This window comes from Acinetobacter sp. ANC_7511, from assembly GCF_056779975.1.
Genome location: NZ_JBWYIY010000009.1, coordinates 101,290 through 127,163, shown reverse-complemented (window position 1 = coordinate 127,163; position 25,874 = coordinate 101,290). Strand labels below are relative to the sequence as shown.

Genomic DNA, 25,874 nt, shown 5'->3' with positions numbered 1-25,874 from the left:
CCGCATAAAATAAGGAGCCATAAAGGCTCCTTATATATAGATTCACACTATGCAGATTTTCTTGAATTAACTTTACCTTGAATGATAGCCTTCACATTTCCTTTTGCATAATTCAGAAAAACTTTTGAAGGTGAAAGTTTTGGATTAGGTTGATTACCCTCACCAATCGCTTTGAATTGTGCCGCATACCAAATAATTTCCATAATTGCCATTTTATCAATAAATGGAATCCCTGTTTTAATTGGTTTTACTGCATATCTAACATCGTGTCCTGCAATCAAACGATCAGTTAAATCCGTTTCTACAGCGAGCGGGCGTGCAATTCCAATAAAGTCACATGCACCACTTTCTAAAGCATCATTCATCCCTTTAACGGTTCTGAATCCACCTGTAACCATCAGTCTGCATTTTACTTCTTTACGTATTTTCTCTGCGAAATCTAAAAAGTAAGCCTCACGTGCAATGGTACTTGCTTTACGCTGTTCAGCTTTAGCACCTGCCATTGCGGGCGCTTCATACGTACCACCTGAAATTTCAATTAAATCGATACCTGCATCATCAATAGCTTTAAATACTTGAATCACTTCTTCTTCAGTAATTCCACCACGTTGAAAATCTGCGGAATTCAATTTCACTGAAACGATAAAATTCTCGGATGTTGCAGCTCGAACAGCTTTATAAATTTCTAATAAGAAACGCATACGATTTTCAATGCTTCCACCCCATTGATCATTACGCTTATTGGTCAGTGGCGATAGAAATTCACTTATTAAATATCCATGAGCACCGTGTAATTGAACACCTTCAAAGCCCGCTTTTTCGCAAATCGCTGCAGAGGTTGCAAACCTTTGGATTAGATCTAGGATTTCCTCATGCTCGAGAGCCCGTGGAGTAGCAAAGGTAGTTGCCAACATAGCACTAAATGGCACAGCAGACGGTGCAACAGTTTCTTTATTTAAGCCTTTAGGACACTGTCTGCCCGGATGAGACAATTGAACAAGCTGGACCATACCATAACGTTTACCTAGGTCAGCCCATGCCTTTAATTTAGGTAAATCTCGCTCATTTTCGACCACGACGACACCAGGCTCATTCTTCGCACGTAGATCAACCATCACATTTCCTGTGATTGAACCCCCTAAACCTCCTCTTGCCCAAGCTTCATACAAGCCTGTGTGCAAATGATTTGGTTCACCAGCAGCATTCGCTAGAGCTTCACTCATTGCGCCTTTAATAATGCGATTTTTGAAAGTTGTATTGCGAATTTGAATCGGCTCAGCAATTTTACTCATCTTGAAGTTCTCAATTTTGTGCTTATCTAAACCTAAAACCAATTAGGCGTGACTTCCCTGAATTTCAGTCTAGAATTGACAATCCTTCTTGTCAAATAACTTTTATAAACTACTTTGTATAAGATGTTGCGTATAAGCATGAATCGGTGCACGGAATAAACGTTCTGTCTCTTGAATTTCTAAAACTTTTGCATCTTTCATCACCATAACTCGATGGCATAACGCTTTCACAATTTTCAGATCATGACTAATAAAGATGTAACTGATCCCTGTTCTCTGCTGTATATCTTGAAGTAATTTCACCAATTTTATTTGTGTATTGCGATCTAATGCAGATGTTGGCTCATCCAGAATGAGTAATTGAGGTTTCAGAATAAGTGCTCTGGCCAGCGATACTCTTTGTCGCTGTCCACCCGACATTTGATGAGGATAACGATCAAGAAATTCTTTTGTGAGATTAACCTCTTCAAGGGCTTGAATCGCGAGATTTAATTTTTCACTCTTTCTCAATTTTTTTAATCTTAACCCTTCAGTTAATAACGACAAAACATCCATTCTTGGATTGAGACTCGAAAAAGGATCTTGAAAAACGATTTGAAAATCTTTTCGATGCGCTCTAAGTTGCTTGTCAGACAACTGATTGAGATTGATACGATTTAATTCAATGGTACCTGTTGACTCTATGAGTCGTGCAAGCGCGAGTGCAGCACTGGTTTTTCCAGACCCACTTTCACCTACAATACCAAGCGACTCTCCTTGTTTAAGCTGGAAACTTAAATCTTCCACCGCTATAAATTGAGTTTTAAATACATTCAGAAAATTCAGCTTAGGTGGATACCGCACTCGAAGATGTTCAGTATTTAAAAGTTCTTTGGCCTGTTCACTGATAGGTGAAATCGAATCAAACTGCTGATTAAGGAGCAGTCGAGTATATTCATGGCGAGGCTGCAGGAATATTTGAGAGACATCACCCTGTTCAACTGTGACACCTTTAGACAAAACCAATACCTGATCAGCATATTGTTGCACCAACCTTAAATCATGACTAACCAAAACTAAGGCCATATTTTTTTGATGCGCTTGGTCTTTAATTAAATTTAAAATTTGTTTCTGTAGTGATACATCAAGGGCTGTTGTTGGTTCATCTGCAATTAAAATTTCAGGTTCCGAAATCAGAGCTGTTGCGATCATCACCCTTTGACGCTGTCCACCAGACAACTGATGTGGATATCGCTTGAGGATGTCTAATGAATTACCCAACCCTACATCACAAAGCACTTCTTCTATTTTTTTTTGAATGTCTTTTCTCTTAAGCCCCATCAGCCATAAAGGTTCTGAAATAATTTTTTCAACTGTATGTAATGGATTAAGTGCCGTCATTGGCTCTTGAAATATCATCGCGATCTTATTGCCACGTATTAAGCGCAACTGATCTTCGTGTTTTAGACACAGATCTTCATTTTGAAATATGATTTCACCACTTAAGTCTAGAGCGCGATCTTGAAGACCTAGAAGACTTAGACAAGCTAAAGATTTTCCTGAACCACTTTCACCAACAATCGCTACTGTCTCACCCGCATTTAGCTTAAAAGACAAATCAGTTAAGATTTTTTGTTCATTCAACTGAATATTGAGCTTGTTGACTTCAAGTATTGGTTTAGCCTCTTGGATCAAATGCATCTCGAGCTGCCTCTCCGATATAAATAAGAATAGATAACACAACTGCTAGACTAAAAAATCCAGATAAAACCAACCACGGTGCTGATAGATTATTCTTACCCTGTAATAAAATTTCACCAATTGAAGCTGTATCAGGTGGCAAACCATAGCCCAGAAAATCTAATGCTGTAAGTGCGGTAATATTAGCGGTAAGAATGAAAGGAAGCTGTGAGAGTGACGAACTTATAGCATTGGGTAAAATATGTTTGATAATAATTTGACTATCTGTAGCACCGAGTGATCTCGCAGCTCGCACATAGTCCAAATTTCTGGCTTTCAGAAACTCTGCACGAACAAGACCAACTAACGCAGTCCAACCAAACATCAGCATAATTAAAAACAGCCAATATACGCTTGGTGTAAACATGCTCACTAAGATCATCACAATAAATAACATTGGTAGACCACCCCACACCTCTAACAGCCTTTGACCGATCAGATCCAACCAACCGCCAAAGTAGCCTTGGACAGCACCAATGGTAATTCCTATGAATGCAGATCCAATAGTAAGTGCAATGCCGAACAGCAAAGAGATACGAATACCATATATTAATCTTGCCAAGACATCACGACCTTGATCATCTGTGCCTAACCAATTCACGGAGGTCGGTGGAGATGGTACAGCTTCTGCCAATTCATAATTAGGTGTTTGATATGAAAATGGGATGATAGGCCAAATCTGCCATCCATGCTCATTAATCAATTCTTGAACAGCTGGATCTTTATAATCAGCCTCAGTCTCAAAGACACCACCGAATGTTGTTTCAGGATAAGGCTTAAAAATTGGGAAATAAATTTCTTCTTTATAATAAATAAGTATTGGTTTTTCGTTGGCAATAAACTCTGCCCCCAAGGATAAAATAAAGATCGCGATAAATAAAATGAAGCTGAAGTATCCGAGTCGATGTGACTTAAATTTTGAAACTCGTTGATCGAAAAGTGGAGACATTTTTATGCTCCTCGACGATCAAAATTGATTCTTGGATCAATCAATTGATATAGAACATCACTGAGTAATCTCAAAATTAGACCGACCAACGTAAAGATAAACAATGTTCCAAAAATCACGGGATAATCACGCTGCTGAATTGCCTCAAATCCAAGCAAACCCAAACCATCAAGATTAAATATAATTTCTACAAATAGATTACCAACAAAAAAAATTCCGATCAGTGCTTCAGGTAATCCTGCAATAACGATTAACATGGCGTTACGGAAAACATGATTGTATAAAACGCGTTGCTCGGTCAGACCTTTAGCACGAGCTGCCGTCACATATTGTTTATTTAACTCTTCCATAAAAGAGTATTTTGTTAGATATGTGAGGGTCGCAAATCCACCTAATATAATAGTAAGGACAGGCAATGTAAGATGCCAAAAATAATCTCTAACTTTATCAATAAAACTGAGTTCAGCAAAATTCTCAGAGACCAATCCTTGTAATGGGAACCATTGTAAATACGATCCCCCCGAAAAAATCATAATAAGTAGAATAGCAAATACAAAAGTTGGCACTGCATAACCTACCGCCAATATTAAGGAGGTCGTTTGATCAAACAGACTGCCATGTCTTTTCGCTTTGCTGATCCCTAGAGGAATGGCGATACTGTAGATCAGTAAGGTACTCCATAATCCAAGGGAGATCGTGACTGGCATTTTTTCCAAAATTAATGTTGTTACTGATTTATTTTTAAAAAAGCTCGTTCCAAAATCGAGTTGAAAATATCCTTTTAGCATTAGAAAAAAGCGCTCATGCACAGGGCGGTCAAATCCATATTGCGCTTTGATCTGCTCGACCATTTCAGGACTGAGTCCTCGTGTACCCTGATAATGACTCTGGACTTCATTGATATGAGATGTCGAACCAGACACAACACCAATGCCTTGAAACTGTTCAGCTCTCTGTATTGCCTGTTCTACAGGTCCACCAGGTGCAATTTGAACGACGGCGAAATTGATCAGCATTATCAAAAATAAAGTGGGAATGATCAGCAAAAGTCGTTTAAGTATATAAAGACCCATAAATTTAACCTTTAACGTGAGCCTTTACTTCGACCAAGATAAGCAGACACTTTGCGAGCTTGCTGTTGATCTACCCACCAATAATCTTCACCAACAGCGAGTTTGGGTTTAATCTGTGGTTGTTTATACATATTCCAATACGCATACCATTCACGATCATTTCCATAAGTAAGTATCTGATAATATCCTGCACGTAATAAACGATCCAAGATACGTGTATTTAATATTAATTTTTCACGATTAGGCGCATGGATAATACGTTGTATAATTTCATCTATAACGCTATTTTTTACACCAGAAAAATTATAATTTCCCTCTTCATTTGCAGCATGGCTACTCCAAAATTGCGCTTGCTCATTCCCAGGATTAAGCGATTGCGGCATCACCATCGTGGTTAAATCAAAATCATATTGACGCATCCGCTGTAAATATTGAGGCATATCGACTTGCCGAATCGAAACCTGAATACCCAATTTTTTTAAATTTCGAATATAAGGCATGAGCGTCCGTTGTAAGCCTTCTTGATGAAGAAGCAATTCTAATTGAATTGGTTTTCCATCACGCGCATGCAAACTACCATTTTTAAATGAATACCCCTGCTCAATTAAAATTCTCCGAGCAGTGAGTAAGCCTTTACGATTGTAGCCTGTACCATCAGTGATGGGATATTTCCACGCTTTTAATACCCCTTCTCGTTGTAAAGGATGTAACCGAGATAAATAAGGTTTTAATATTGTTAATTCTTTTTGACTTGGTACTGACTTTGCTTCGAGCTCACTAAACTGAAAATGACTTTGTAAACGTTGATATTGTTGATAAAACAATGCTTTATTTTGCCATTCAAAGTCATAAGCATAGGTCATTGCTTGTCTAAAATAGATATCGTTTAGGGGTTTTTTTCGTGTGTTTAAAACGATACTTTGTGTCGGAGCAGGGTTTTGTAAAGCTACACTATATTTTTTAACCAATCCTGAGTTAAATGCTGGAAAGTTGTATTCCGTCTTCCATTTACGAGCAAATTTCTCTTGGTGAAACGTATATTGTCCAGCTTTAAATCCTTCAAATGCAATGTCCGAACTACGGTAATAAACATATTTAATTTGATCAAAATTATAACGACCGCGATTTACAAGTAAATCCTTAGCCCAATAATGGGGATTACGCTGATAGGTAATACTACGACCAGCATCAAGATTTTTAATTGTATATGGCCCTGATCCTAAAATGGGTTTGAGTGTTGCTCGACTAAAATCTTTAGATTGCCAATCTTTTTTAGAAAAAATTGGCATCTGTGAAAGTATTGCTGGCATTTCAGTATTTCTTTCTGATTTAAATACCATTTTTACGGCATGTTTAGACAGAACCTGAACTTTATCTAAATCAGACAAATACATCTGTAAACCGGGATTGGTTTTGGTTAAATACATTTCAAACGTGAATTTAACATCATCAGCCAGTACAGGAGATCCATCACTAAATCGAGCACGTGGATTTAAATGAAAAATCACAAATTTTGTTCGGGTTGGATCAAACTGAATTTTCTCAGCCAAAAGTGGATAAAACACATTTGGTTCATCTAATGACTTGGAAAATAGCGTATCGAACAAGTAATTTGTACCTTCAACCCAACTTCCTTGCCCATTCATACCGTTTAGATTATCAAATGTCCCATCAGCCGCTTTCACCAACTTTCCACCCTTTGGTGCGTCTGGGTTGGCATATGGCATCGCATCTAAATTCAGATATTTCGGTTTTGACTGTAAAGCAATATAAGGCGTCGTTTGAAGATTTGCCCATGCACTGATATGAATGGGCAAGAAGAGGAAAATAAACTTTGCTTTTGACAAAGTTGATGAAATGCGCATCTCGATATGAAATTCCTGATTGCTTAAGCAGACTTAAGAATGTGGAACTTTAATCGTAGCACCAATCTGTAAAGGTGTGTTTGGTTTCAAACCATTCATTTCTGCAAGCTGATCAATGTCTATACCAAATCGATTCGCAATTCTGTACAGGGAATCACCACTACGGACTTTATAATCTGTGACCACTTTAGGAACTTGAATAATTTGGCCTCTTTGCAATCCAGCACGTAGGTTTAACTTATTGAGGTCTGCAAGTTCTTTTGCAGTCATGTCAAATCGTGTAGCAATAACATGAAGAGACTCGCCTGATTTGACAGCATAATCCTCTGTATCACGCGATTTTGATTGACGGACTGGTGTTTTTTCTGTACTTGCAGCCGTCTTTTCAACATCGCCACTTACTTTTAATTTTTGACCAATTTGAAGGACTGATCTCGAGTTTAGATCATTCAACGTAAGTAATGATTGAAGCGGCATATCATATTGTCGCGCAATACTTGCTAAGGTCTCTCCACTCTTCACAGTGTGAAACTCCACTTTCTCAGCAACCGAATTATTTCGTGTCGAACTCTGCTTAGTGGAAGCTTTATTTTCATCTTCTTTCAAATTCAGCTTTTGCCCAACTTGTAATCCAGCATTCGTTCGCAAGCCATTCATTTCTGCTAACCGTGCAACAGAAAGATTATATTTGCTTGCAATGGCATTCAGGCTATCGCCTGATTGAACAACATATTGCTCTGGTACTTTAGATCCCGCTGGTACTTTAATGGTTTGACCAACCATCAATCCTTTTTCAATATCCAAATTATTCAGTGTCGCCAACTCAACAACGGTTAACTTATGCGCATTTGCAATGTTGTACAACGTATCTCCTCGTTGTACGCGGTAAGTTTCAGTCTGAATTTCAGGTACAGTTTTAGCATTACTCGCGCGAGTTGTTGATGAAGCTGTAGCAGATTGCACTTCTTCTAAAGGAACATTAATTTTTTGACCCGCGTACAGGCTACTATCAGCTTTCAGTCCTGAGCTTAATGACGCTAACTCTTGAGTCGAAAGTCCATATCGATCAGCGATTAACTTTAAGTATTCGCCACGTTTAACCGTATAAGATTTCGTTTGAACCTTTGTTACAGCTTGTTCTGTTTTGCTTGATTTAGATGCTTGAGACTGGATTAGATTTAACTTCTGCCCAACCAGTAAATTACTATTGATAGTTAGACCATTCAATTCAGCCAATTGTTGGACACTCAAATCAAACTGGTTTGCAACACTAGTCAGACTATCATTTGCTTTTACAATATAACTTGCTGGCTTTATATCCGTTTTCTGAGCAGATGCTACTGGTTTAGCATCGTAGAGATATAGGGTCGCACCTACATATAAGGTTGCATTTGGATCTACTTGGTTCCATTTTGCAATATCTCTCCAACTTACGCCGTTTTTCATTGCAATAATTGCTAGCGTGTCACCAGGGAGTACCGTATACGTACTACGCTTACCCTTAGGTGGTTCTACAACCACTTCACTTTCAGTTTTCTTAAATGCCTTACCTTGATTAAGCTGGGCTTCCTCAGAAGTAGGCAATGTACTTTCTGCTACAGATTTAGGATAAGCAAAACCAACTTTAACTTCTGAACCTTGTCCTGCTGCCACAGATTGACTTGTTTGAATCGCAGTTAATTTAATCTTGCCATCTAACGGATCGACAATCTCAGTACCTTGAGGTGCAATGGCGCTAATCTCTCTAACGACTTCCGCTTTTTCTGCTTCAGTGGCCTGTGGTTCAATGACCGAGGCAATAATTTGATCAGAACTCGTAGTTGTTGTGGTTTTTTCAGGTGCAATTGAAGCTAAGATTTTGGCTTTTTCTTCAGCAGTGATTTCTGGTTCTACACGTACAGGTTTAACATTTTGCGCCGGTGTAACAGCAACAGGTATACGAGGTGCACTTGGCACCACTGCCGAAGCAGCAAAAGCTGCCAATGCATCAGAACCAGAAGGAGTCCTACCCTTCGAAGTTGAAATTGTTGTAGAAACTGAAGGTGTTTGAGTATTATTAACTGGCTTCGCTGTTTGAGTTGCCAATACGGAAGCATTTGAAGCTTTTGGTGTATTTACTGTCGTTGTAATTGTGGTTGCTGGCGTAGATGTAGAAACAGGGCTTGAAGCGCTCGCCCATAGACCTGCACTACTTGGTTTAAGTGCTTTAAGTTTACGATCAATATTTGGATTTAAATCTGCTGGAATTAAAATTCGCTGTGGACTTTGAGGATCAATAATATCACCACGATGCCCTGGATTCAGTTGATAAAGTTCTGCACGACTTAAGCCTGTCAGAGAAGCAATTTCGCTTAAACTCGCACCTGCTGGAACTGGAACTTCTCTAAAGTGAGGCCGATTCGCAATTGGTGGTAATCTTACGCCATACTTTTCGGGGGATTTGATAATCTGTGCAACCGCAAGAAAACGAGGTACATAGTTCATTGTTTCTTGAGGTAAACGTAATGACCAATAATCTGTAGGCAAGCCAGCAGCCTTATTACGGTTAATCGCTTGTTGAATACGTCCAGGACCAGCGTTATAAGCCGCTAAAGCTAATTCCCATGAACCGAATTGGTTATATAAACTTCCTAAAAACTCGTAGGCTGCACGTGTAGACTCAACTACATCACGGCGTCCATCATACAAATTGGTCTGTCTTAATCCATAAATACGACCTGTACTTGGGATGAATTGCCACATCCCTGCAGCTGCCGCTGAACTCGTTGCAGCAGGATCATAGGAACTCTCAATGACAGGAAGTAAAGCAAGTTCAGTAGGTAATCCACGACGCTCTGCTTCCTTTACAGTATGATAAAGATAACGAGAAGCTCGAGCGGATAAACGATCCAGATAAGGCTGACGCGTAATAAACCAACTTCTTTGAGCATCAATCCGTGGATCCCACTTTGTTTCATCCATTTTAAAACCAACGGTCATACGTTTCCAAACATCACCGTGTTTTAAAATAAGTAAACGATCACCTTCTACTGCACGCATATCAGTTGCAGATAAAAGATCTTCAAGTGAATCTAAACTACTGGCATCTAACATGCCGAGTTGATTCGTCTTTTGCGTCTTAACAGAAGTGGGACTCGCTGTACAGCCAGTCATTACGCCTAATCCGGTTACTGCGGAAGTAATTACTGAAATTTTAAATAAAAAAGTTGCAGATGGCTGCCACACTGCGGTGGTTGTTTTAGACATACAAATTCCGAAAGACGCATAGTAAATTTATTGTATATAAGCCATTTTAGAGGAGCTCGTTGTTCAGGCAAGTCTCTTCTTGATGAGTAATTGCTTATAAATGTTACAAGACATTAAAAAATATCCAGTTATCGCACTGATGTTTCGCATTTACGTATACAATAAAATTTCCGAACTTGATGTTCAACACTTTATTCGATTGATTGGTTCAAACTATGTCTGAAATAACACTTTATGTTGATGGCGCATGTCGTGGTAATCCTGGGCTAGGTGGCTGGGGTGCTTACATCATCACTAAGGATACAGAACATAAAATATGTGGTGGTGAACCAGACACGACCAATAATCGTATGGAGTTAACCGCTGCAATCGAAGGAATCAAATTTTGTCCTGTTGATGCAAAGCTGATCATTTGGACAGACTCAAACTATGTAAAACGCGGTATTACTGAATGGATCAGTGGTTGGAAAAAGAAAAATTGGAAAGACGTAAAAAATCCTGATTTATGGCAAACTTTGGATCAAGTTTGTCAAGGTCGAGACATTGAATGGAACTGGATTAAAGGTCATGCAGGACATCCAGGCAATGAAATGGCAGATCAGTTAGCTAATCAAGGCGCTGACCAAACGGCTGAACAATTTAAAAATTCCCTGCAAGCGAATGATAAAAAAAAACAGTCTGAAGATTGGTTGCTCAATGATCCGTTTGGTTTAGATCTCAATGATCAAGATGAAGAAGTTGAAATTGATTTAGCAGAAAATGATGATCAAGCTGAATACAGCACGGACGAAGTCACCTCAAACTCCTCAGATATTATTAAGACAGTTGATGCACAGGACTTAAATTCTGAATCTGTAGATCAAAGCGTTCCTCAGTTAGCTGAAAAATCGCATCCACATATTGTGGTCACACCTGCTCATTTAAATTTACAGGGACCACGCCAACTGATTTTAGATACGGAAACTACAGGTTTTTATTATCAAGATACAGACCGTATTATCGAGGTAGGTGCGATTGAAATGATCAATCGTAAACTGACAGGAAGTTCAATTCACATTTATATCAATCCCAAAAAACCAGTCGGTGAATCTGAAGCAATTCACGGTATTTCTGATGATTTTTTGAAAGATAAACCTATATTTGAAGAAATCGCTGCTGAACTGTACGAGTACTTAAAAGGTGCAGAAATTATCGCACACAACGCAACTTTCGATATGAACTTCTTAGATATGGAGTTCAAACGTGCTGGCTTTGGTACGCTTTCAGAAGTCTGCGCAGTGACCGATACACTTGCAATGGCAAAAGCGAAACATCCAGGTCAAAAGAACTCATTGGATGCATTAGTGAAACGCTACGAAGTTCCACAGCGTGATCGTACCTTCCACGGCGCCTTACTGGATGCAGAAATTCTGTCAGATGTTTATTTAGCCATGACAGGTGGTCAAGTTTCATTTGATATCGATGCACTCTCAGCGCATGATCATCATTCTGAAACTGGACAAAATCAGTACCAAAAAATTGAGGTAGATTTACCAATCATTTATGCTTCTGATGAGGAATTAGCAGCACACCAAAAATGGATCGAAGATTACCAAGAAAAAAATGGCGAGCCGTGCTTATTTGCTAAATAATCTTCCATCTGCTTGATTCATTTTGTAAAGTACGATCAGTTCGGCTATATTCATTTAGAGCAAAAATTCCCCTTATCTGGGCTCTGAGCAAAATTAATGGCCAACATAGGTTTCGATCGATGTCTTATCAAAGTTCAATTTATTTTGACCCTACAGCATTACTTATTGTTAAAAAAGAAATTGATCAAATCATCGATCAGGTCGAAAATACAGTATCAGAGCTTATCGATGATCAAACACTTCCTTTTGGGATAGATGACGCATTCATTCGACTTGAGCAATCCAATCAAGTTTTTGCCATGATCGAACTTCCTCATCTCGCACAACTTGCACACTACTGTGCGCAAGTCATGTCAAAGATGATGCAAAATCCAACCGCAAAAAACCTGAAATACGCCGCCGCATTAAGTGATGGCACAACAATGCTAAAACGATATATTGAATTTATTTGCTTACGTGAAGTCGATGTCCCCCAATTTCTCTTAGATACACTTAACCATCTAGAGCGAGTATTGAATATCCCTTGTACAGCATTGGGTAATGGAATTCAGACCACTCAGAAACAATTAACTTTAACACCGCAAGCATCATCGAATCAGATTAATTCATCTGATTATTGGAATACACTATATAAAGATTGTTTAATAAAAATAGTGACGCAAAATGAAACTGAAGACGATTTTGATCGTTTTAAACTCATTGTAGATCATATAGCACTGTTCTCTCTTGAAACACCGAGTCAACAATATTGGCTTCTGATGCAAATCGCATTTAATCAACTTGACCAACTCATTCTCAGTGATGCACGCCTAAAATGGTTGGCTAAAGTTGGCAGTCAGATCCGAGAGTTTTTAAATGCACCCCATCATTTTCAGGTCGATGAAACTGACTTTGCTAATGCTTTAGCGATTTGTATTAGCCAAGAAAACTACGATTCACAAATGCTTCGTGAGTATTTTCAAATCTCGGACAACATTTTGACTGATGTTCAACTACAAATTTTTAGTCGCCATCTGTTTGGACCTGATCAAAGAACAATCGATACCGTTGCTCACTTGATTACAGAAGAATTGAATCAATTAAGGTTAGATATTGAAAGTCACTATCAAAGTTTTACTGACGATCAAATTTTAGATATTCGCTTAAAGCTCTATCGTATGGCAAATATCTTTTTAGTGATGAATCTTAATGAAGCTTATGCAGAAATGAAACTGCAAGCAGAGCATTTTCATCGAACCTATATTCAACAAAATGCCGATTTTGCTCAACGATTAATGAACAGCATGCTGTCGGCTATGAACTCTATCGGGATTTTGAAGCGAAATTTTGCACCAACTCGCATTCAACTTGATGTGAATAATTTGAATATATCACTGGATCGGTTAGATGATGCGCATGAAACGCTGCAAAAAGAAGCTCGAATTCTCTTGCAAGAACTAGGCGATAAACTTTTTCAAAACAATGATGCTCAAGACACAAATGATTTATTAAACATCACAACCAATTTAAGACAATTAAGCGGTGCTGCTCTATTTCTTGATGCTCAAATATTAAGTAATGCGCTAAAAAATAGTGCTGAGGCGGTTGAACACTATTACGATATTCAGAAATCACTCACCCACCAACAACTTCAGCACATTCTAGATGTGCTTGCCAGTCTAGAACTTCATCTTGATGGCTTGAAGTATGATTATCCTATTCATAAATCAGTATCTGAGACTGCACTCATCAGCAGTCAAAAAATTAAAGCGGTTGCCTAATGTCTGAACTCTCTGTTGCTTATATTTTTAAACAACATCAACTTCTCGTCGATGAAAACTTCCAATTACCACGTGTTGAACGTTTAGAGAGTGATCTGATTTTCCAATCTGGTGATCAAGTAATTGCACGAGATCTACATATTGAAGAAGCAATTCCTAAAGGTTATCAACTTGTGCCAATCCGACAGTTGATCACTCAATGGTCTAAGCAACAATTTGAACAAGCGAGTCGAGCAGTTCAATTATTAGAATGGCGTCGTAATCATAAATTTTGCAGTCATTGCGGTACAGAAACAGATGTGCACCGTTCAGAATATGCCATGATCTGCCCAGCATGTAATTATCACCAATACCCTCGTGTTCAACCTTGTGTCATTACGGTAATTACACGAGGTGACAATGAAATTTTGCTCGCGAAAAATGCAAAAAATAAATCCAATATGTATGGTTTGATTGCAGGTTTTGTCGAAGTTGGTGAAACTTTAGAAGAGGCTGTGCAACGCGAAACCATGGAAGAAATTGGTCTAAACGTTAAAAATATTCAATATCTTGCCAGCCAACCTTGGCCATTCCCAAGTAATTTAATGATTGCTTTTCGAGCCGAGTATGATTCAGGTGAAATTGTGCTTCAAGAAGATGAAATTAGTGATGCCCAATTCTTTAAATTTGATGACTTACCAGAAATTCCATTTGCAGGAAGTATTGCGCATGCCATGATTCAACATGTCATTCACAAAACTCCTTTCAAATCTGAATAAATCAAATCCGAATCGTTATAGATTTATTTGAAGGACTCTTCTAAAACTTTCAGGATGAGAGATCGAGTTTTGAAGAGTCGATCAAATAATGTGGCAGTTGTTGCCATGATTGATACATGTCCAGTACGAGGCACCCGAATGAGCTGGCTATGATTATCTACAGCTAACAGTGCTTGATGCATCTCTTCAGAATTATGATCTTTTACCAACGTATCTTGATCTGCTAGAAAAATATAGTGCTGAATATTATTTTTCTCTACAAAATAGTATGGCATCACCGCTTTGAAATTTACTGCTTTATCGAATGCATGTTCAGACAAATGATCACCTAGATAGTTAAAGTGATAGGGTCCAGCCAAACCAATCAACGCTTTAATTCGATCTCGTCCTTCAAAGTCAATGAATGAAGGATGGTAAATCAGTGACATCACATTAAAAGCACCAGCAGAATGTCCGATAAGCGCTATTTGATCTGCACAAATACCATATTTATCAGCACTTTTGATTAAATATTGAATTGAATCTGCAAGGTCAGTTACGTAACGAGGAAAAATATGTTCTGGCGCCAGATGATAGTTTATTACGGCGAGGTTATATCCAGCACGTGTCAAACTTTCTCCAAGAAACTTGTAATCGTCCTTACTTCCTCTACTCCATGCACCACCATGCACGAATATAACTAAAGGTTTATTCGCTGGCGCTTGGCAAACATAAAGATCCAGTCGTTGCCGAGCTTTAAGACCATAAGCAATATTTCTTTTTACAGAATAGCCTTTATTTGAGGTCAATTGATTTAATGCCAAACCACCCAAATTATATGGGCGAAAAGCATTCAGTTTTTGATTCAACTGGGTAAGTTTTAACTGAACTGATTTCGGAAAAAATTGCGTAATCTTATTCGACATTATTGGTAACTAACACCAGCATCAGGATCAATTGCAACGGGTGTCTCAACATAAGGTTGAGTACTTACCGCTGAAGGGTTAATAAGTGATGATGATTGAACACCTGCGCCTACTTGAGCAGATTCCACGTTATCAATCAAAGTAACAATTTTCGTTACATTCCCTACTCGTTGTAAAACTTCAATGAGATCTTGCTCTTCAGCTGTATTTAAGCGTCCCATCACATATAACACGCCATCTTCAGTATGAACCAAGACTTTACTGTCTGAAACAACTGGCGCACGCATAATTAAGCCACGTGTATTCGCTGTCGCAGTCGCATCTTGCATGATGGTAGAGTAACCAATTTGAGGACCAACTGTGATGTAATTATGAATAGATTTCACATCACTCATCGCTCGAACGTTATCTTCTGCTAACTGTTTCAAATGCGCATCAGGCACTTGACCTGTTAACAAGACATTACTGTGAAAGCTATTCACATTGACTCGAGATTGTTTAAAACGAGCATCCAATTTGTATAAATTGATCTTTGCTGTACGTTCAATTGAAGAGTCAATAAATACCTGACCTAAAGAACGAGCTCCACTCACCACCCCAACTGGTTCTGCGCCAGTTCCACCTGAAATAAAACTTGCACAGCCTGAAAGACTAGCAACACACGCCATCGAAATTACAATACGCTTCAACACTCAATCCGTCTCCTCGTGAAACTTGAATTTTTTCTATTGTTGGAAATGGCTTAGCTCATTCGGTTCATAGATTAATCAAGTCTGCATTTATTGTAAATGCATTTTCAATCCACTCGAGATCATAATCCATATCAGAAATTTCATGCTGTAACGGTTTTGCAATTTTTTTATGAAAATCAAAACAAAACACATCAAAACGATAATAAAACTCTGTATAGCTTGGAAATTTTTGAAGAAATGACATTGCTGTTTTCGCAATTTTAATTTGCTTGCTCGATGATATTGATTCTAGGGCTGAAGCATAGGTTGTTTTTGATCTGGCTTTGACCTCAACAAATATAAGCTCAAGATCACGTTGAGCAATCAGATCTATCTCACCATAAAGAGAATGAAAATTTCGAGCCAGCACAATATAACCCTGTGAGATCAAGATTTTTTCAGTTTGGTCTTCAGCCCATATACCTAATTGTTGAGAACTCATCCATTTAAGTCCTCTTAAATATTTTTTAATCTAAACCATGTTTTCTCGAAACACGCAGGTTTTCTTTCGATCCGATGCTCTTTAAAACTCAAATGCCCAGTCTGACCTTGAATTGATATTTGATCAGGATTCTTCGTTTTCAACATCAAATCCGCCAAACGCCAAACATCTTGACCGAAGGCATTGAGACGTTGGAATGCAGCAGTATTTTCTGTTGTTTGATTAGGTTTTTTTAAAAATTGAACCATGACTGGAACATCACAGAATTTAGTTCCCTTCGGAATATCCATATTATGATCAATAGCAAAAGCCTGAACATACAAACGTTTTGAAGGCTTATTCTTCAATGAGTTGATCCACGCCATACTGCCTAAAAGCAACACACCTTCATTTGACTTTATATCAGGCAATTGTTGGACTAGAGAAAATTTACCATGAAAATTTTTAAACACGGCATTTACAAAGCTTAAGCTCTCAGGCTCAGTACCAGACTCACGCAATATATAGAGATGTTGAACTCGATCCTTTTCAATCTGTTTAATTAAAACTTGAGCATCATCAGTTTTCGATAAACTAAACTGCCACACTTTTGCATGCTTAGAAGGAACTTCATTCAGTGCTAAAACAGGAATTTTAAGCGGTTCTTTCATTATTGCTTCGACATCCTGTCTGGCTAATGGACCAATAATAAGTTTGGTGTTTTGACTGACTTGCGTCTTTAGGATCTCTTTTAATCGTTTTTGATCCGAATTGACATATTTGATTGGCATTTCACTTTTAGACTTTTGATAAGCCTCATCAATACCATTTTTAATACTATTACTTGCTCGCACCATAGGGCCTGAATCAGGTAAAATAACCAATACTTCCGCTTGGGCTTGGAAAATCATTCCACATAAGCCAATACCAATGAATTCTTTTTTTATTCTTAATAGATCCAACATGGAGAAACCTTATGAGTGCTCAGTTATTTGTTGTAGCGACGCCAATTGGGCACTTAGATGACATGACTTATCGAGCAATTGATGTTTTAAAGTCTGTCTCTCTTATCGCGGCAGAAGACACACGTCAGTCCGCTCTTTTAATGAAACACTATAATATCTCAACTCCGCTTACAGCGTGCCATGATCACAATGAAAGTAACAAAATTGATATAATTATCGATAAGTTAAAAAATGGTGAAAATGTTGCACTCGTCAGTGATGCAGGTACACCATTGATTAGTGATCCTGGTTTTAAATTGGTTCGTGCAGCTCAGGAGCATGGTATTCGTGTCGTTCCTGTTCCAGGTGCATGTGCAGCTATTGCAGCATTAAGCGCTGTAGGTCTACCCAGTGATCACTTTAGTTTTGAAGGATTTCTATCTTCGAAACAATCACAACGTCTTATTCAATTAAATAAACTGAAAGACAACACGCATACCATGATCATCTATGAGGCACCACATCGAATCCTAGACTCTGTAACGGATATGGTCTCTGTGTTCGGGGCTGACCGTGAAGTCGGGTTTGCACGTGAAATTACCAAAACCTTCGAAACAATCAAAAAAATGACCCTTGGAGATTTACAATCATTTATTGTAAATGATCATCACCAGCAAAAAGGTGAAATTGTACTGGTCATTGCTGGAGCAGCCACTGAAAAAGACATGCAGCAAGAAGAATTAGACAAATTACTCAATCGTTTATTGCAAGATTTATCTGTAAAAGCAGCATCTCAACTTGCAGCTGATCTCACCGGAATCAAAAAGAAAGTCGCATATCAACGCGCGCTAGAGCTCAGTGGTGCGAATGATTAAGCAAAATAAAAAAAGCACCATATTGATGGTGCTTTTTTTATTAATCTTTTATTGATTCATCAGGTGGAACTTCAGTAATACGACCACCACGTGCTAGAAAAGCAGCAACTTCATCTTCCAGTGCCTGACGTTGTTTGAGTTTAGCTGTCACTGTTAATGTTTCAGCTTCCGCGACATCGGCATCAGATACAGTAACGTCACTTACGGCCGCACCTTTTTCTGCTGCTTGTGATTCATTTTCGTCTACAACACTGTCTTCGTTGTCATCAAAATCATTTGCGTCTGTCATTTCAAACTCCCCATCAATGTTTTCACGCACCTGATTGGAACGTGCTTTGATTTTTAGAGAAATGTATCAAGCTCTTTATCTTTCGCATAGTATCTAAAGCACCTCATTTGTATATTTTTTAATCATATTGGTAAAAAAATATATACTGATGATTCTTTTTAGATCAGATTTCAATTCACTTGATATCTTGTATTACTGAGCTGACTCAAACCATTCGCTTGCGACATAAACGCCGATTTTAACGCACTGATATTTTCAACTTGTTTCAACCCAAAGTTTCTCGCCCAAACAATAGGAAAAACAGGAGCAGATTCCATCCACCCAATCATAGACATACTATGCATCATGGCATCGTTTTGAAATTTACGGCGATGCTCATATTTCAATAAAGTTTGCTCATGAGCCCAAACGCCACGTGCGTAGTCCGAAAGTAGCGCATCGCATAGAATTGCTGCATCAAGACAACCAATATTCACCCCCTGACCAGCAAGTGGATGAATAACATGGGCTGCATCACCAATTAGCGCTAAGCCATCTTTAATATAACGTTGAGCAGCTCGTGCTTTCAGTGGGAATTTTGCTCGAGGCGTTGCGGCTAATACTTTGCCCAACATATGATGACTCTCTCGTGTCAGTAATTGTACAAAATCTTCATCTGAGAGTGACGCAAATTCGTCTGCATAATCATCTGGTAAAGTCCATACAATGGATTGCCAATGACCATATTCTTGATCTTCTAAACTTGCCATTGGGAGAAAAGCCAGTGGCCCTGTTTCTAAGAAAATTTGTCTCGCAACATGTTGATGCGCTTGTTCCGTCTTGATCGCACAGCTAATACCAGCCTGATGATAATCCAAAACATCCAAATCAATCATGGCTTGTTCACGTACGAATGAGTTTGCACCATCCGCACCAATTAAAAGTTTCGTTTTCAATTGAGTTTGATCAGCGAGATGAAGAATCCAACAACCATTTCCTTGCTCAATACGTTTCACTTGAATCTGAGTACGGTAATCATCAATCTGGTCGATCATCATGCTCTGAATCGCAAGGTTCAAGATACTTGGTTCGACCATTGAACCTAATATTTGTGCTTGATCAGGTTTAGAATGCGCTGATGTTCCAAAATTGATTTCACCAAAGCCATTTTTGTTCCACACCTGCATTCCCGTGTAGGGTTGTTGACGAGCTAACTTACCCCATACATCAACATGCTTAAGCAAATGAATAGTGGCTTGACTCAATGCAAGTACACGAGGATTCAATGATTTTAAGGTCTTCTCGTGATCCAATATCGGTGCTGCATCAAGTACAGTCGCTTGAACTCCACCTTTAGCCAACAATAAAGCCGTTAATCCACCAACTAAACCACCACCCACAATCACGACATCTAAAATAGCATCATTCATGCTTTTAACCCCATTGCATAATTGGCAACGAGTGGCTTAATACCTGGAATATTTTCAAAGCACATTAGACCTGTATTTCGCACAAATTTTAGAATTGGATTTTGATTACTAAAGCCTCGCACCACAGAATCACAAAACTTAATCACACGTTGCTGATCTTTGAGTCGAGATTTTTCATACTCTTTCATTACAGCAGCTTCACCTAAATCGGCATTTTTGATGACTTGTTGTTTTAAATATCGGGTCAATACATATGCATCACGCATACACAAATTAAAACCCTGACCTGCGACTGGATGAATCGTATGAGCAGCATTACCCATAAGTACAACACGTCCTACTGCTTGTTTTTCAGACAAAACTTGAGATAAAGGAAAACTAAATCTACGTCCAGTTTTCTCAAATTTTCCAGCTCGATCGCCATACGTTTTTTGAAGAGCATCTAAAAAATGCTGATCATTTTCATCACCTAACCACTCTCCCTCAGTGCCTTTAGGCACTGGCCAAACAACAGAGCGACGGTATTCACCAGGTAAAGGCAACAATGCTAAAGGCCCAAGTGGGCTGAAACGCTCAAAACCGACATGGGAGTGAGGTTTGGATGTCTGCACTGTAGTGACAATCGCCACTTGATCATAATCATGCTCTGATGCACCGACACCGAGTGCTTTTCGACAGAAAGAATCACGTCCATCTGCTGCTATGACTAATTTGGATTGAAACTGCAAATGTTCATTCGCTTTTGATGCTTCGAGATAAGCTAAATTCTCATCCTGTTTAAGCGACGTCACTTGAACACCATCAATTAACTCAATGAGTGGATTTTTTTTGACTTCTGATAACAATACTCGTCCAAGCCATGCATTCTCAATCACTTGACCAAAGCTTTCTACTTTCTCTTGAGCCGCGATTAAACGTGCCTTACCGAAACTTCCTTCTTCTGTGATATTTACTTCTAAAATAGGCGTTGCATATTGTTGCAGTGAATCCCAAATTCCCAATTCTTGATAAATTTGCACGCTTCGACGTGACAGCGCACTATTACGGGCATCAAAACTTGAATGATATGGTGCAAGGTTAGCATCATCATAGTTAGGATAGCTGATCGCCTCTAACAATTTCACTGCAATGTTAGTTTTAGCCAGCATAAGAGCAAGGCTTAATCCGACCATTCCACCACCGACAATGATGACTTCTTGTTGCATGTTTTGATCCTTATAAAAGCAAGCAATAGCTGCATACACATAAATTTTTAATCAAATTCATCTTACAATAAAGTTTTTACTTTTTATAATGAATTAGCGTTATTGAAGATGAAGCCATAATTCATTTTTCAATATTGAATATGACATTGAAAAAAAGCCGATGTTTCCATCGACTTTTGAGATTTGTGAAAATGGTTAACTCGCCATCAAGGCTTCGATATCTTCAATGGTTTTCACTACTTTAGCAGTCAGGTTTCTCGGTCCATCTTGAGTGACCACAATATCATCTTCAATGCGAATACCAATCCCTCTCCATTTTGGATCGACAGTTTCATCATCAGGGGCAATATATAAACCTGGTTCAATGGTCACCACCATACCTTCTTGATATGTTCGCCATTCTCCATCGACTTTATATGCCCCTACGTCATGAACATCCATGCCTAACCAGTGACCAGTTCCATGCATATAAAATTGACGATAGGCTTCTGTCTCAATGATTTTATCGAGATCACCCTGCATGATTCCAAGATTAAGCAAGCCTTGCACTAAAATACGAACAGCAACGTAGTGTGGCTCTTTGTAAGAGTTACCAATTCTAACCGCATCTATTGCAGCGATTTGAGCATCAAGCACTATATTATAAAGCGCCTTTTGTTCAGGATTAAATTTACCATTTACTGGAAATGTCCGAGTGATATCTGACGCGTAAAATTCATATTCACAAGCTGCATCTATTAAAACTAAATCGCCGTCATTAAGTTGTTTGTTATTTTCAACATAGTGCAATATACAAGCATTTTCACCACCACCCACAATACTGTTATACGATGGTACACAACCATTTTTACCAAAAATATAATTCAGCTCCGCTTCTAAAGCATATTCCATCATTCCTGGTCGTACAGATTTCATCGCTTGCATATGTGCTTGAGCAGAAATATCAGATGCGATTTGCATTAACTCTATTTCTTTTGGCTCTTTGTGTAGACGCATCTCATCTAAAATTGTATCTAACTGAATCAATTGTGTCGGTGCAGCGGTACCACGTCGGCTTTCACCACTTGCTTCTGCAATCCATTTTGTAATTTTTGCATCAAAACTGGCTTGTTGACCAATTCTATAAAATAATCTTTCTTTTCCTTGAAGCTTTGCGATCATTTCTTCGTCTAGTAGATCAATCGCATAAGCTTCATCCGCATCATAATCATCGACTGCACCATCAATCCCTGCACGGTAACCTGTCCAGATTTCCATCTCTCGATTGCGTTCACGACAAAATAAACTGTAGGTATAACCTTCTTCTTCAGTATCAAATGTTTCAATTACAGCAACTGCTTCAGGCTCTGCAAATCCCGTTAGATAAAAAAAGCTACTATCAGCGCGATATTTATAATCAGCATCACGATTTCTAAACATTTCTTCACGTGTTGCAATAATTGCAATGCTTCTTAGGCCTATTTCAGCGGCTAATTGATCACGTCGTTTTTGAAAATCTGATTGAGTAAGTTTCATATCTTTTCTGCAGCTTAGGCTATTTAATTTAAGAAAATACAGTACTACTTATATGTTAAGTAGTACTCTTGATTAAATGTAATCAACTTGGTCGATGAGGTGTAAACATCTCAACGACACTTTGCTCATTTTTTTTCGAAATTGTTGGTTTTACATGTTTCAGTAATGAGCTTTCTTCAACAGCAATCTTGGTTCGTCCAACAGATAAACTCACTGGAATTAATCGAACAAATTCATAAAGTTCTTGATAGCTAATTTCACCTTCTTCATCATTATCAGAATCTTCAAACTCGACTGCTGCAATATCTTGCAAGTGTTCAATCAACTCAGCTTCATCAGCACGAATATGCCCAGACGCTAATCCAAACCCCAATACCACTCCTGCACACCAATCTGCTAAAGCTTGAACACGCTCAGACAATACATGTTCATCATCAGGCAAAATGGGTAAATAATCTAATTCATCTTCTGATAAAGCATGCGAAACATCTTCAGATTCCTCAGCCAGTAAATTAAGAGCAGTAGGTTCTAATTGAGGCACATTCAATGTAGACAAAATTCGTATCCACTCCTCATGAGATGGCGGTTCAGTTACACAAACAATACCTGTAAGTAGACCATGTAACTCACTAGGACTAGTAATTTCCTCAATTAAACCGAATTGTTGGTTCCAATCTGTCCAACCTGAAATATCGTCTTGCATTCGCTTTTCCAATCTCTATACTTCTGTATATATTACCTTTGATTGCGAAACTACGCGACCTCGTTATGTTAGAACAATTACAGCGTTTACAAACGCATTTAGGCACGCTTAAACATCGTTTGTCCGAAACCGAACAAATGAATAGTTCTCTTGAAGCTAAGCAGAAAGAACTTCAGGAAACTCATCAAACTCAAACTGCTCAAAAAAATAGCGTCATCACTCAAAAGCAAGAACAGATTGAAAGTCTAAATGACAAATACAATCAATTGGATGGTATTTATAAAACTTTAAATCAAGATGCTACTGCTTTAGCAGAACGTTATAGTCGTTTAGAAAAGAGTTGTACTGATTTAAAAAATAGATTTCAGGAAATCTTGGCTGAAAGGAATGAGTTGAGAGTCATCAAAGAAAAAATGTTGGCTGAACAACGTCAAGCTCAAAAAGAAATTGATGAATTGAAGGCTGAAAATCAACGTTTAATCAAAAAAAATGAACTCGCTAAAACTAAGGTTGAGCAAATCATTCAACGATTGGCCATTTTAGGTACTGATCAAGATCATCATGCCCAAGAAATCCAACAATTAGAAAATCCGGCTGAACAAAATGAGGAAGCATAATTATGTCTGAAGTCGTTACAGTCGAGTTAAGACTAATTGAACAAACATTTAGACTTTCAACCACTCAAGATCGGAAAGATGATTTACAACGTGCTGGTGATTTGCTGAATGAGAAATTTCAAGAATTTCGTAGAAAAGCACCTAACGTAGAACACAATAAGCTCGTTATCATGGTGGCTTTAGAGCTTATGCAAGAAGTTTTAACAATGAACAAATCCTTACAAGAATATTCTCATTGTGAACGCTTACTTGCAACAATCTTGGAAGACGTTGAAAAAACTGTATAAATTTGATCTAAGTTTGCACAGTCAGTTTTACTGAGTGAATTATCACGCAAATAATGGGTACACCAAGGTTTGCCAATCTCACTCATTTCGTTATACTTAATTTAACTCTGGGATGTTCGCCAGCGGGTCTATTCCCCTGCCGATACTTAAACTTATGGATTGTGTTCTGTATATTTAGAGCGTATGCCCACCTCGAGTGGGAAACCCAGCAAGTATACGTCGCGTCCACCTTGAACTCGTCGGGTTCAGGGTAACGACACATGCAGCGGCATCTCCGGAGTCTTTATTTTATTTTCTCTTTTTTCTTATTTTTGAATAAACATCCTTGCGCTTTATCCCAAATTAATAATCAATATTAATATTTTTTTGATTTTTATCACATTATTTTCACTATAAACAACTTATTAGACACTAATCTAAAACAAGTACACTTAACTCTCAATATTATTTAATTATTTAAACCTATTGCTTTATATATATTTAACAATATAAAAAAATTGACATATTATTTGTAAATTTGGTTAATAATGACCTAGTAACTTTTCTAAAATTTAAATTATTATTCCCCATAATAGAAATTACACAAAAAGTATTTCATTTTAATGTCTTCTTATTGTTTAAAGACTTCATATTATTAGTCAAACATTATAAACAATGAGAATAGATTTATATTTAAAGGAAGAGAATATGTCTAAATTAGCAAAATTGGCTGGGGTTGCGGGTATTGCTACACTCTTAACAGCATGTGGTGGTGGTGGTGATGATAAGCCTCAAAATGTACCAGACAAAACAATTTATCCAAATCAACTTTCAAGTGAGTTTGTGCCTTTCCAAAAACCTTCATTTTTAAGTGATTTATTAGGCACTAATGATAATTTAAATGAAATTGATAGCAAATATAATAAAGCCTTAAGCCAAGCTATAGGTGAAATGTTTGGTGATCAACTTATATTGAGATCGGATGCTAAACTCGTTGAGATCTTCGATCAAGGCGTATCACTTGCAAAATACAGAAATATTACGTGTACTACTGAAACCAAATTAGATGCAAATACTGTACAAGTAACGCCAACTAACCCAGGTAGTTATTGCCCAAATGCTGGTGTAAATAAATTCAAATCAGGCAGCATTTCATTGACTGAAAAGGATAATATTAAAACTTTAAAATTCAATAATGCTTTATATAATCCTTTAGACTTTAAAGATAAAGATGACTATTTAGTTAACGGTGAAATTACATTACGTGGTGAAACCTCAGGTGATTATTCTTACGAAATTAATAAAGCTTTTAGTTATCAAATCTTAGATTCAGAAACATTAGAAAGTAAAGAATATCTTGGCTTAAGTGATTATATTTACTCTGTTATCCGCACTGATAAAAAAATACTTACCACTCAAGGCAATATTATTGGTCAACCTTATGGTGAAGATTTTTCATATAATTTTAATTTTTACACCAGTACTCCTTTTGTATTTGAAAAAATCATATTTTCAGATCAACCCTATCCTCAAGCCTCTGGCCAATTAACAATTTTTGACAGATTTTACCAACGAATTGATATAACTCAAACAAAAGATAAATCAAATACTGCTATGGTTTCATTCAATCAAAAACAACCTATTGAAATGAAATGGATTGAAATCACTGGTAAATAAACAATGAGCCCCCATCTGGGGGCT

At 37.9% G+C, this 25,874-nt stretch carries 22 protein-coding genes and 1 other RNA gene; 8 read left to right on the top strand and 15 right to left on the bottom strand.

Going from position 1 to position 25,874, the window contains the following annotated elements; all coding sequences use genetic code 11:
* Positions 1–47 precede the first annotated feature (47 nt).
* The 6 genes from AC1M9L_RS07910 to AC1M9L_RS07885 all read right to left on the bottom strand — a co-directional run bounded on the left by AC1M9L_RS07910 (position 48) and on the right by AC1M9L_RS07885 (position 10,144).
* Positions 48–1,292 carry an NADH:flavin oxidoreductase/NADH oxidase family protein gene (locus AC1M9L_RS07910; RefSeq protein ID WP_481591820.1) on the bottom strand — a complete coding sequence of 415 codons (1,245 nt, stop codon included), beginning with the start codon at positions 1,290–1,292 and terminating at the stop codon, positions 48–50.
* Positions 1,293–1,394: 102 nt separating this feature from the next.
* Positions 1,395–2,972, bottom strand: coding sequence for a dipeptide ABC transporter ATP-binding protein (locus AC1M9L_RS07905; protein WP_481591819.1), 1,578 nt, complete (start codon positions 2,970–2,972; stop codon positions 1,395–1,397).
* Complete coding sequence (locus AC1M9L_RS07900; protein WP_481591818.1) at positions 2,950–3,960, bottom strand: ABC transporter permease; 1,011 nt, start codon at positions 3,958–3,960, stop codon at positions 2,950–2,952. The genes AC1M9L_RS07905 and AC1M9L_RS07900 overlap by 23 nt, the downstream gene beginning before the upstream one ends.
* Positions 3,961–3,962: 2 nt before the next feature.
* Positions 3,963–5,033, bottom strand: coding sequence for a microcin C ABC transporter permease YejB (locus AC1M9L_RS07895; protein ID WP_481591817.1), 1,071 nt, complete (start codon positions 5,031–5,033; stop codon positions 3,963–3,965).
* 11 nt (positions 5,034–5,044) lie between these two features.
* Positions 5,045–6,898, bottom strand: a complete 1,854-nt coding sequence (locus tag AC1M9L_RS07890) for an extracellular solute-binding protein (RefSeq protein ID WP_481591816.1) — start codon at positions 6,896–6,898, stop codon at positions 5,045–5,047.
* A 33-nt stretch (positions 6,899–6,931) separates the two neighbouring features.
* Complete coding sequence (locus tag AC1M9L_RS07885; RefSeq protein WP_481591815.1) at positions 6,932–10,144, bottom strand: LysM peptidoglycan-binding domain-containing protein; 3,213 nt, start codon at positions 10,142–10,144, stop codon at positions 6,932–6,934.
* A gap of 215 nt (positions 10,145–10,359) precedes the next feature.
* Between AC1M9L_RS07885 and dnaQ the strand changes: the two genes are divergently transcribed.
* From dnaQ to nudC, 3 genes are all read left to right on the top strand, one after another.
* Positions 10,360–11,775 carry a DNA polymerase III subunit epsilon gene (dnaQ, locus tag AC1M9L_RS07880; protein WP_481591814.1) on the top strand — a complete coding sequence of 472 codons (1,416 nt, stop codon included), beginning with the start codon at positions 10,360–10,362 and terminating at the stop codon, positions 11,773–11,775.
* 119 nt (positions 11,776–11,894) lie between these two features.
* Positions 11,895–13,535: a chemotaxis protein gene (locus AC1M9L_RS07875; RefSeq protein ID WP_481591813.1), complete on the top strand. Its 1,641-nt coding sequence runs from the start codon at positions 11,895–11,897 to the stop codon at positions 13,533–13,535.
* Positions 13,535–14,293, top strand: a complete 759-nt coding sequence (nudC, locus tag AC1M9L_RS07870) for an NAD(+) diphosphatase (RefSeq protein ID WP_481591812.1) — start codon at positions 13,535–13,537, stop codon at positions 14,291–14,293. The genes AC1M9L_RS07875 and nudC overlap by 1 nt, the downstream gene beginning before the upstream one ends.
* 23 nt (positions 14,294–14,316) lie before the next feature.
* On the opposite strand, the gene AC1M9L_RS07865 is transcribed toward nudC, so the two are convergent.
* From AC1M9L_RS07865 to AC1M9L_RS07850, 4 genes are all read right to left on the bottom strand, one after another.
* Positions 14,317–15,198 carry an alpha/beta hydrolase gene (locus AC1M9L_RS07865; RefSeq protein WP_481591811.1) on the bottom strand — a complete coding sequence of 294 codons (882 nt, stop codon included), beginning with the start codon at positions 15,196–15,198 and terminating at the stop codon, positions 14,317–14,319.
* Positions 15,198–15,890 carry a BON domain-containing protein gene (locus tag AC1M9L_RS07860; RefSeq protein WP_481588942.1) on the bottom strand — a complete coding sequence of 231 codons (693 nt, stop codon included), beginning with the start codon at positions 15,888–15,890 and terminating at the stop codon, positions 15,198–15,200. The genes AC1M9L_RS07865 and AC1M9L_RS07860 overlap by 1 nt, the downstream gene beginning before the upstream one ends.
* A gap of 64 nt (positions 15,891–15,954) precedes the next feature.
* On the bottom strand, positions 15,955–16,371 hold the full coding sequence (locus AC1M9L_RS07855) for a YraN family protein (protein ID WP_180027924.1): 417 nt from the start codon (positions 16,369–16,371) through the stop codon (positions 15,955–15,957).
* A 14-nt stretch (positions 16,372–16,385) separates the two neighbouring features.
* A complete protein-coding gene (locus AC1M9L_RS07850) occupies positions 16,386–17,315 on the bottom strand; it encodes a penicillin-binding protein activator (protein ID WP_481591810.1) in 930 nt (309 codons plus the stop codon).
* A gap of 11 nt (positions 17,316–17,326) precedes the next feature.
* On the opposite strand from AC1M9L_RS07850, the gene rsmI reads away from it, so the two are divergent.
* A complete protein-coding gene (rsmI, locus tag AC1M9L_RS07845) occupies positions 17,327–18,169 on the top strand; it encodes a 16S rRNA (cytidine(1402)-2'-O)-methyltransferase (RefSeq protein ID WP_481591809.1) in 843 nt (280 codons plus the stop codon).
* A 40-nt stretch (positions 18,170–18,209) separates the two neighbouring features.
* Here the strand turns inward: rsmI and AC1M9L_RS07840 are convergent, their stop codons facing one another.
* The 5 genes from AC1M9L_RS07840 to AC1M9L_RS07820 all read right to left on the bottom strand — a co-directional run bounded on the left by AC1M9L_RS07840 (position 18,210) and on the right by AC1M9L_RS07820 (position 23,290).
* Positions 18,210–18,458 (bottom strand): hypothetical protein, encoded by a 249-nt coding sequence (locus tag AC1M9L_RS07840; protein WP_035269751.1) that lies wholly within the window; start codon positions 18,456–18,458, stop codon positions 18,210–18,212.
* Between the two features lie 170 nt (positions 18,459–18,628).
* Entirely contained in the window at positions 18,629–19,867 is a 1,239-nt protein-coding gene (locus AC1M9L_RS07835; RefSeq protein ID WP_481591808.1) for an FAD-dependent monooxygenase, read from the bottom strand.
* Positions 19,864–21,072, bottom strand: a complete 1,209-nt coding sequence (locus AC1M9L_RS07830) for an FAD-dependent monooxygenase (protein WP_481591807.1) — start codon at positions 21,070–21,072, stop codon at positions 19,864–19,866. The genes AC1M9L_RS07835 and AC1M9L_RS07830 overlap by 4 nt, the downstream gene beginning before the upstream one ends.
* Before the next feature lie 195 nt (positions 21,073–21,267).
* On the bottom strand, positions 21,268–22,587 hold the full coding sequence (gene pepP / locus AC1M9L_RS07825) for a Xaa-Pro aminopeptidase (RefSeq protein WP_481591806.1): 1,320 nt from the start codon (positions 22,585–22,587) through the stop codon (positions 21,268–21,270).
* Positions 22,588–22,669: 82 nt separating this feature from the next.
* Positions 22,670–23,290 (bottom strand): UPF0149 family protein, encoded by a 621-nt coding sequence (locus tag AC1M9L_RS07820; protein ID WP_481591805.1) that lies wholly within the window; start codon positions 23,288–23,290, stop codon positions 22,670–22,672.
* Between the two features lie 65 nt (positions 23,291–23,355).
* Here AC1M9L_RS07820 and AC1M9L_RS07815 point away from each other — a divergent pair, with 65 nt between their 5' ends.
* The 4 genes from AC1M9L_RS07815 (at position 23,356) to AC1M9L_RS07800 (ending at position 25,850) form a co-directional block, all read left to right on the top strand.
* Positions 23,356–23,907: a hypothetical protein gene (locus AC1M9L_RS07815; protein ID WP_035269763.1), complete on the top strand. Its 552-nt coding sequence runs from the start codon at positions 23,356–23,358 to the stop codon at positions 23,905–23,907.
* A gap of 2 nt (positions 23,908–23,909) precedes the next feature.
* On the top strand, positions 23,910–24,194 hold the full coding sequence (locus AC1M9L_RS07810; protein ID WP_180027932.1) for a cell division protein ZapA: 285 nt from the start codon (positions 23,910–23,912) through the stop codon (positions 24,192–24,194).
* A 101-nt stretch (positions 24,195–24,295) separates the two neighbouring features.
* Positions 24,296–24,479: non-coding RNA, 6S RNA (ssrS, locus tag AC1M9L_RS07805), on the top strand.
* Between the two features lie 402 nt (positions 24,480–24,881).
* Positions 24,882–25,850: a hypothetical protein gene (locus AC1M9L_RS07800; protein WP_481591804.1), complete on the top strand. Its 969-nt coding sequence runs from the start codon at positions 24,882–24,884 to the stop codon at positions 25,848–25,850.
* Positions 25,851–25,874: the final 24 nt, after the last annotated feature.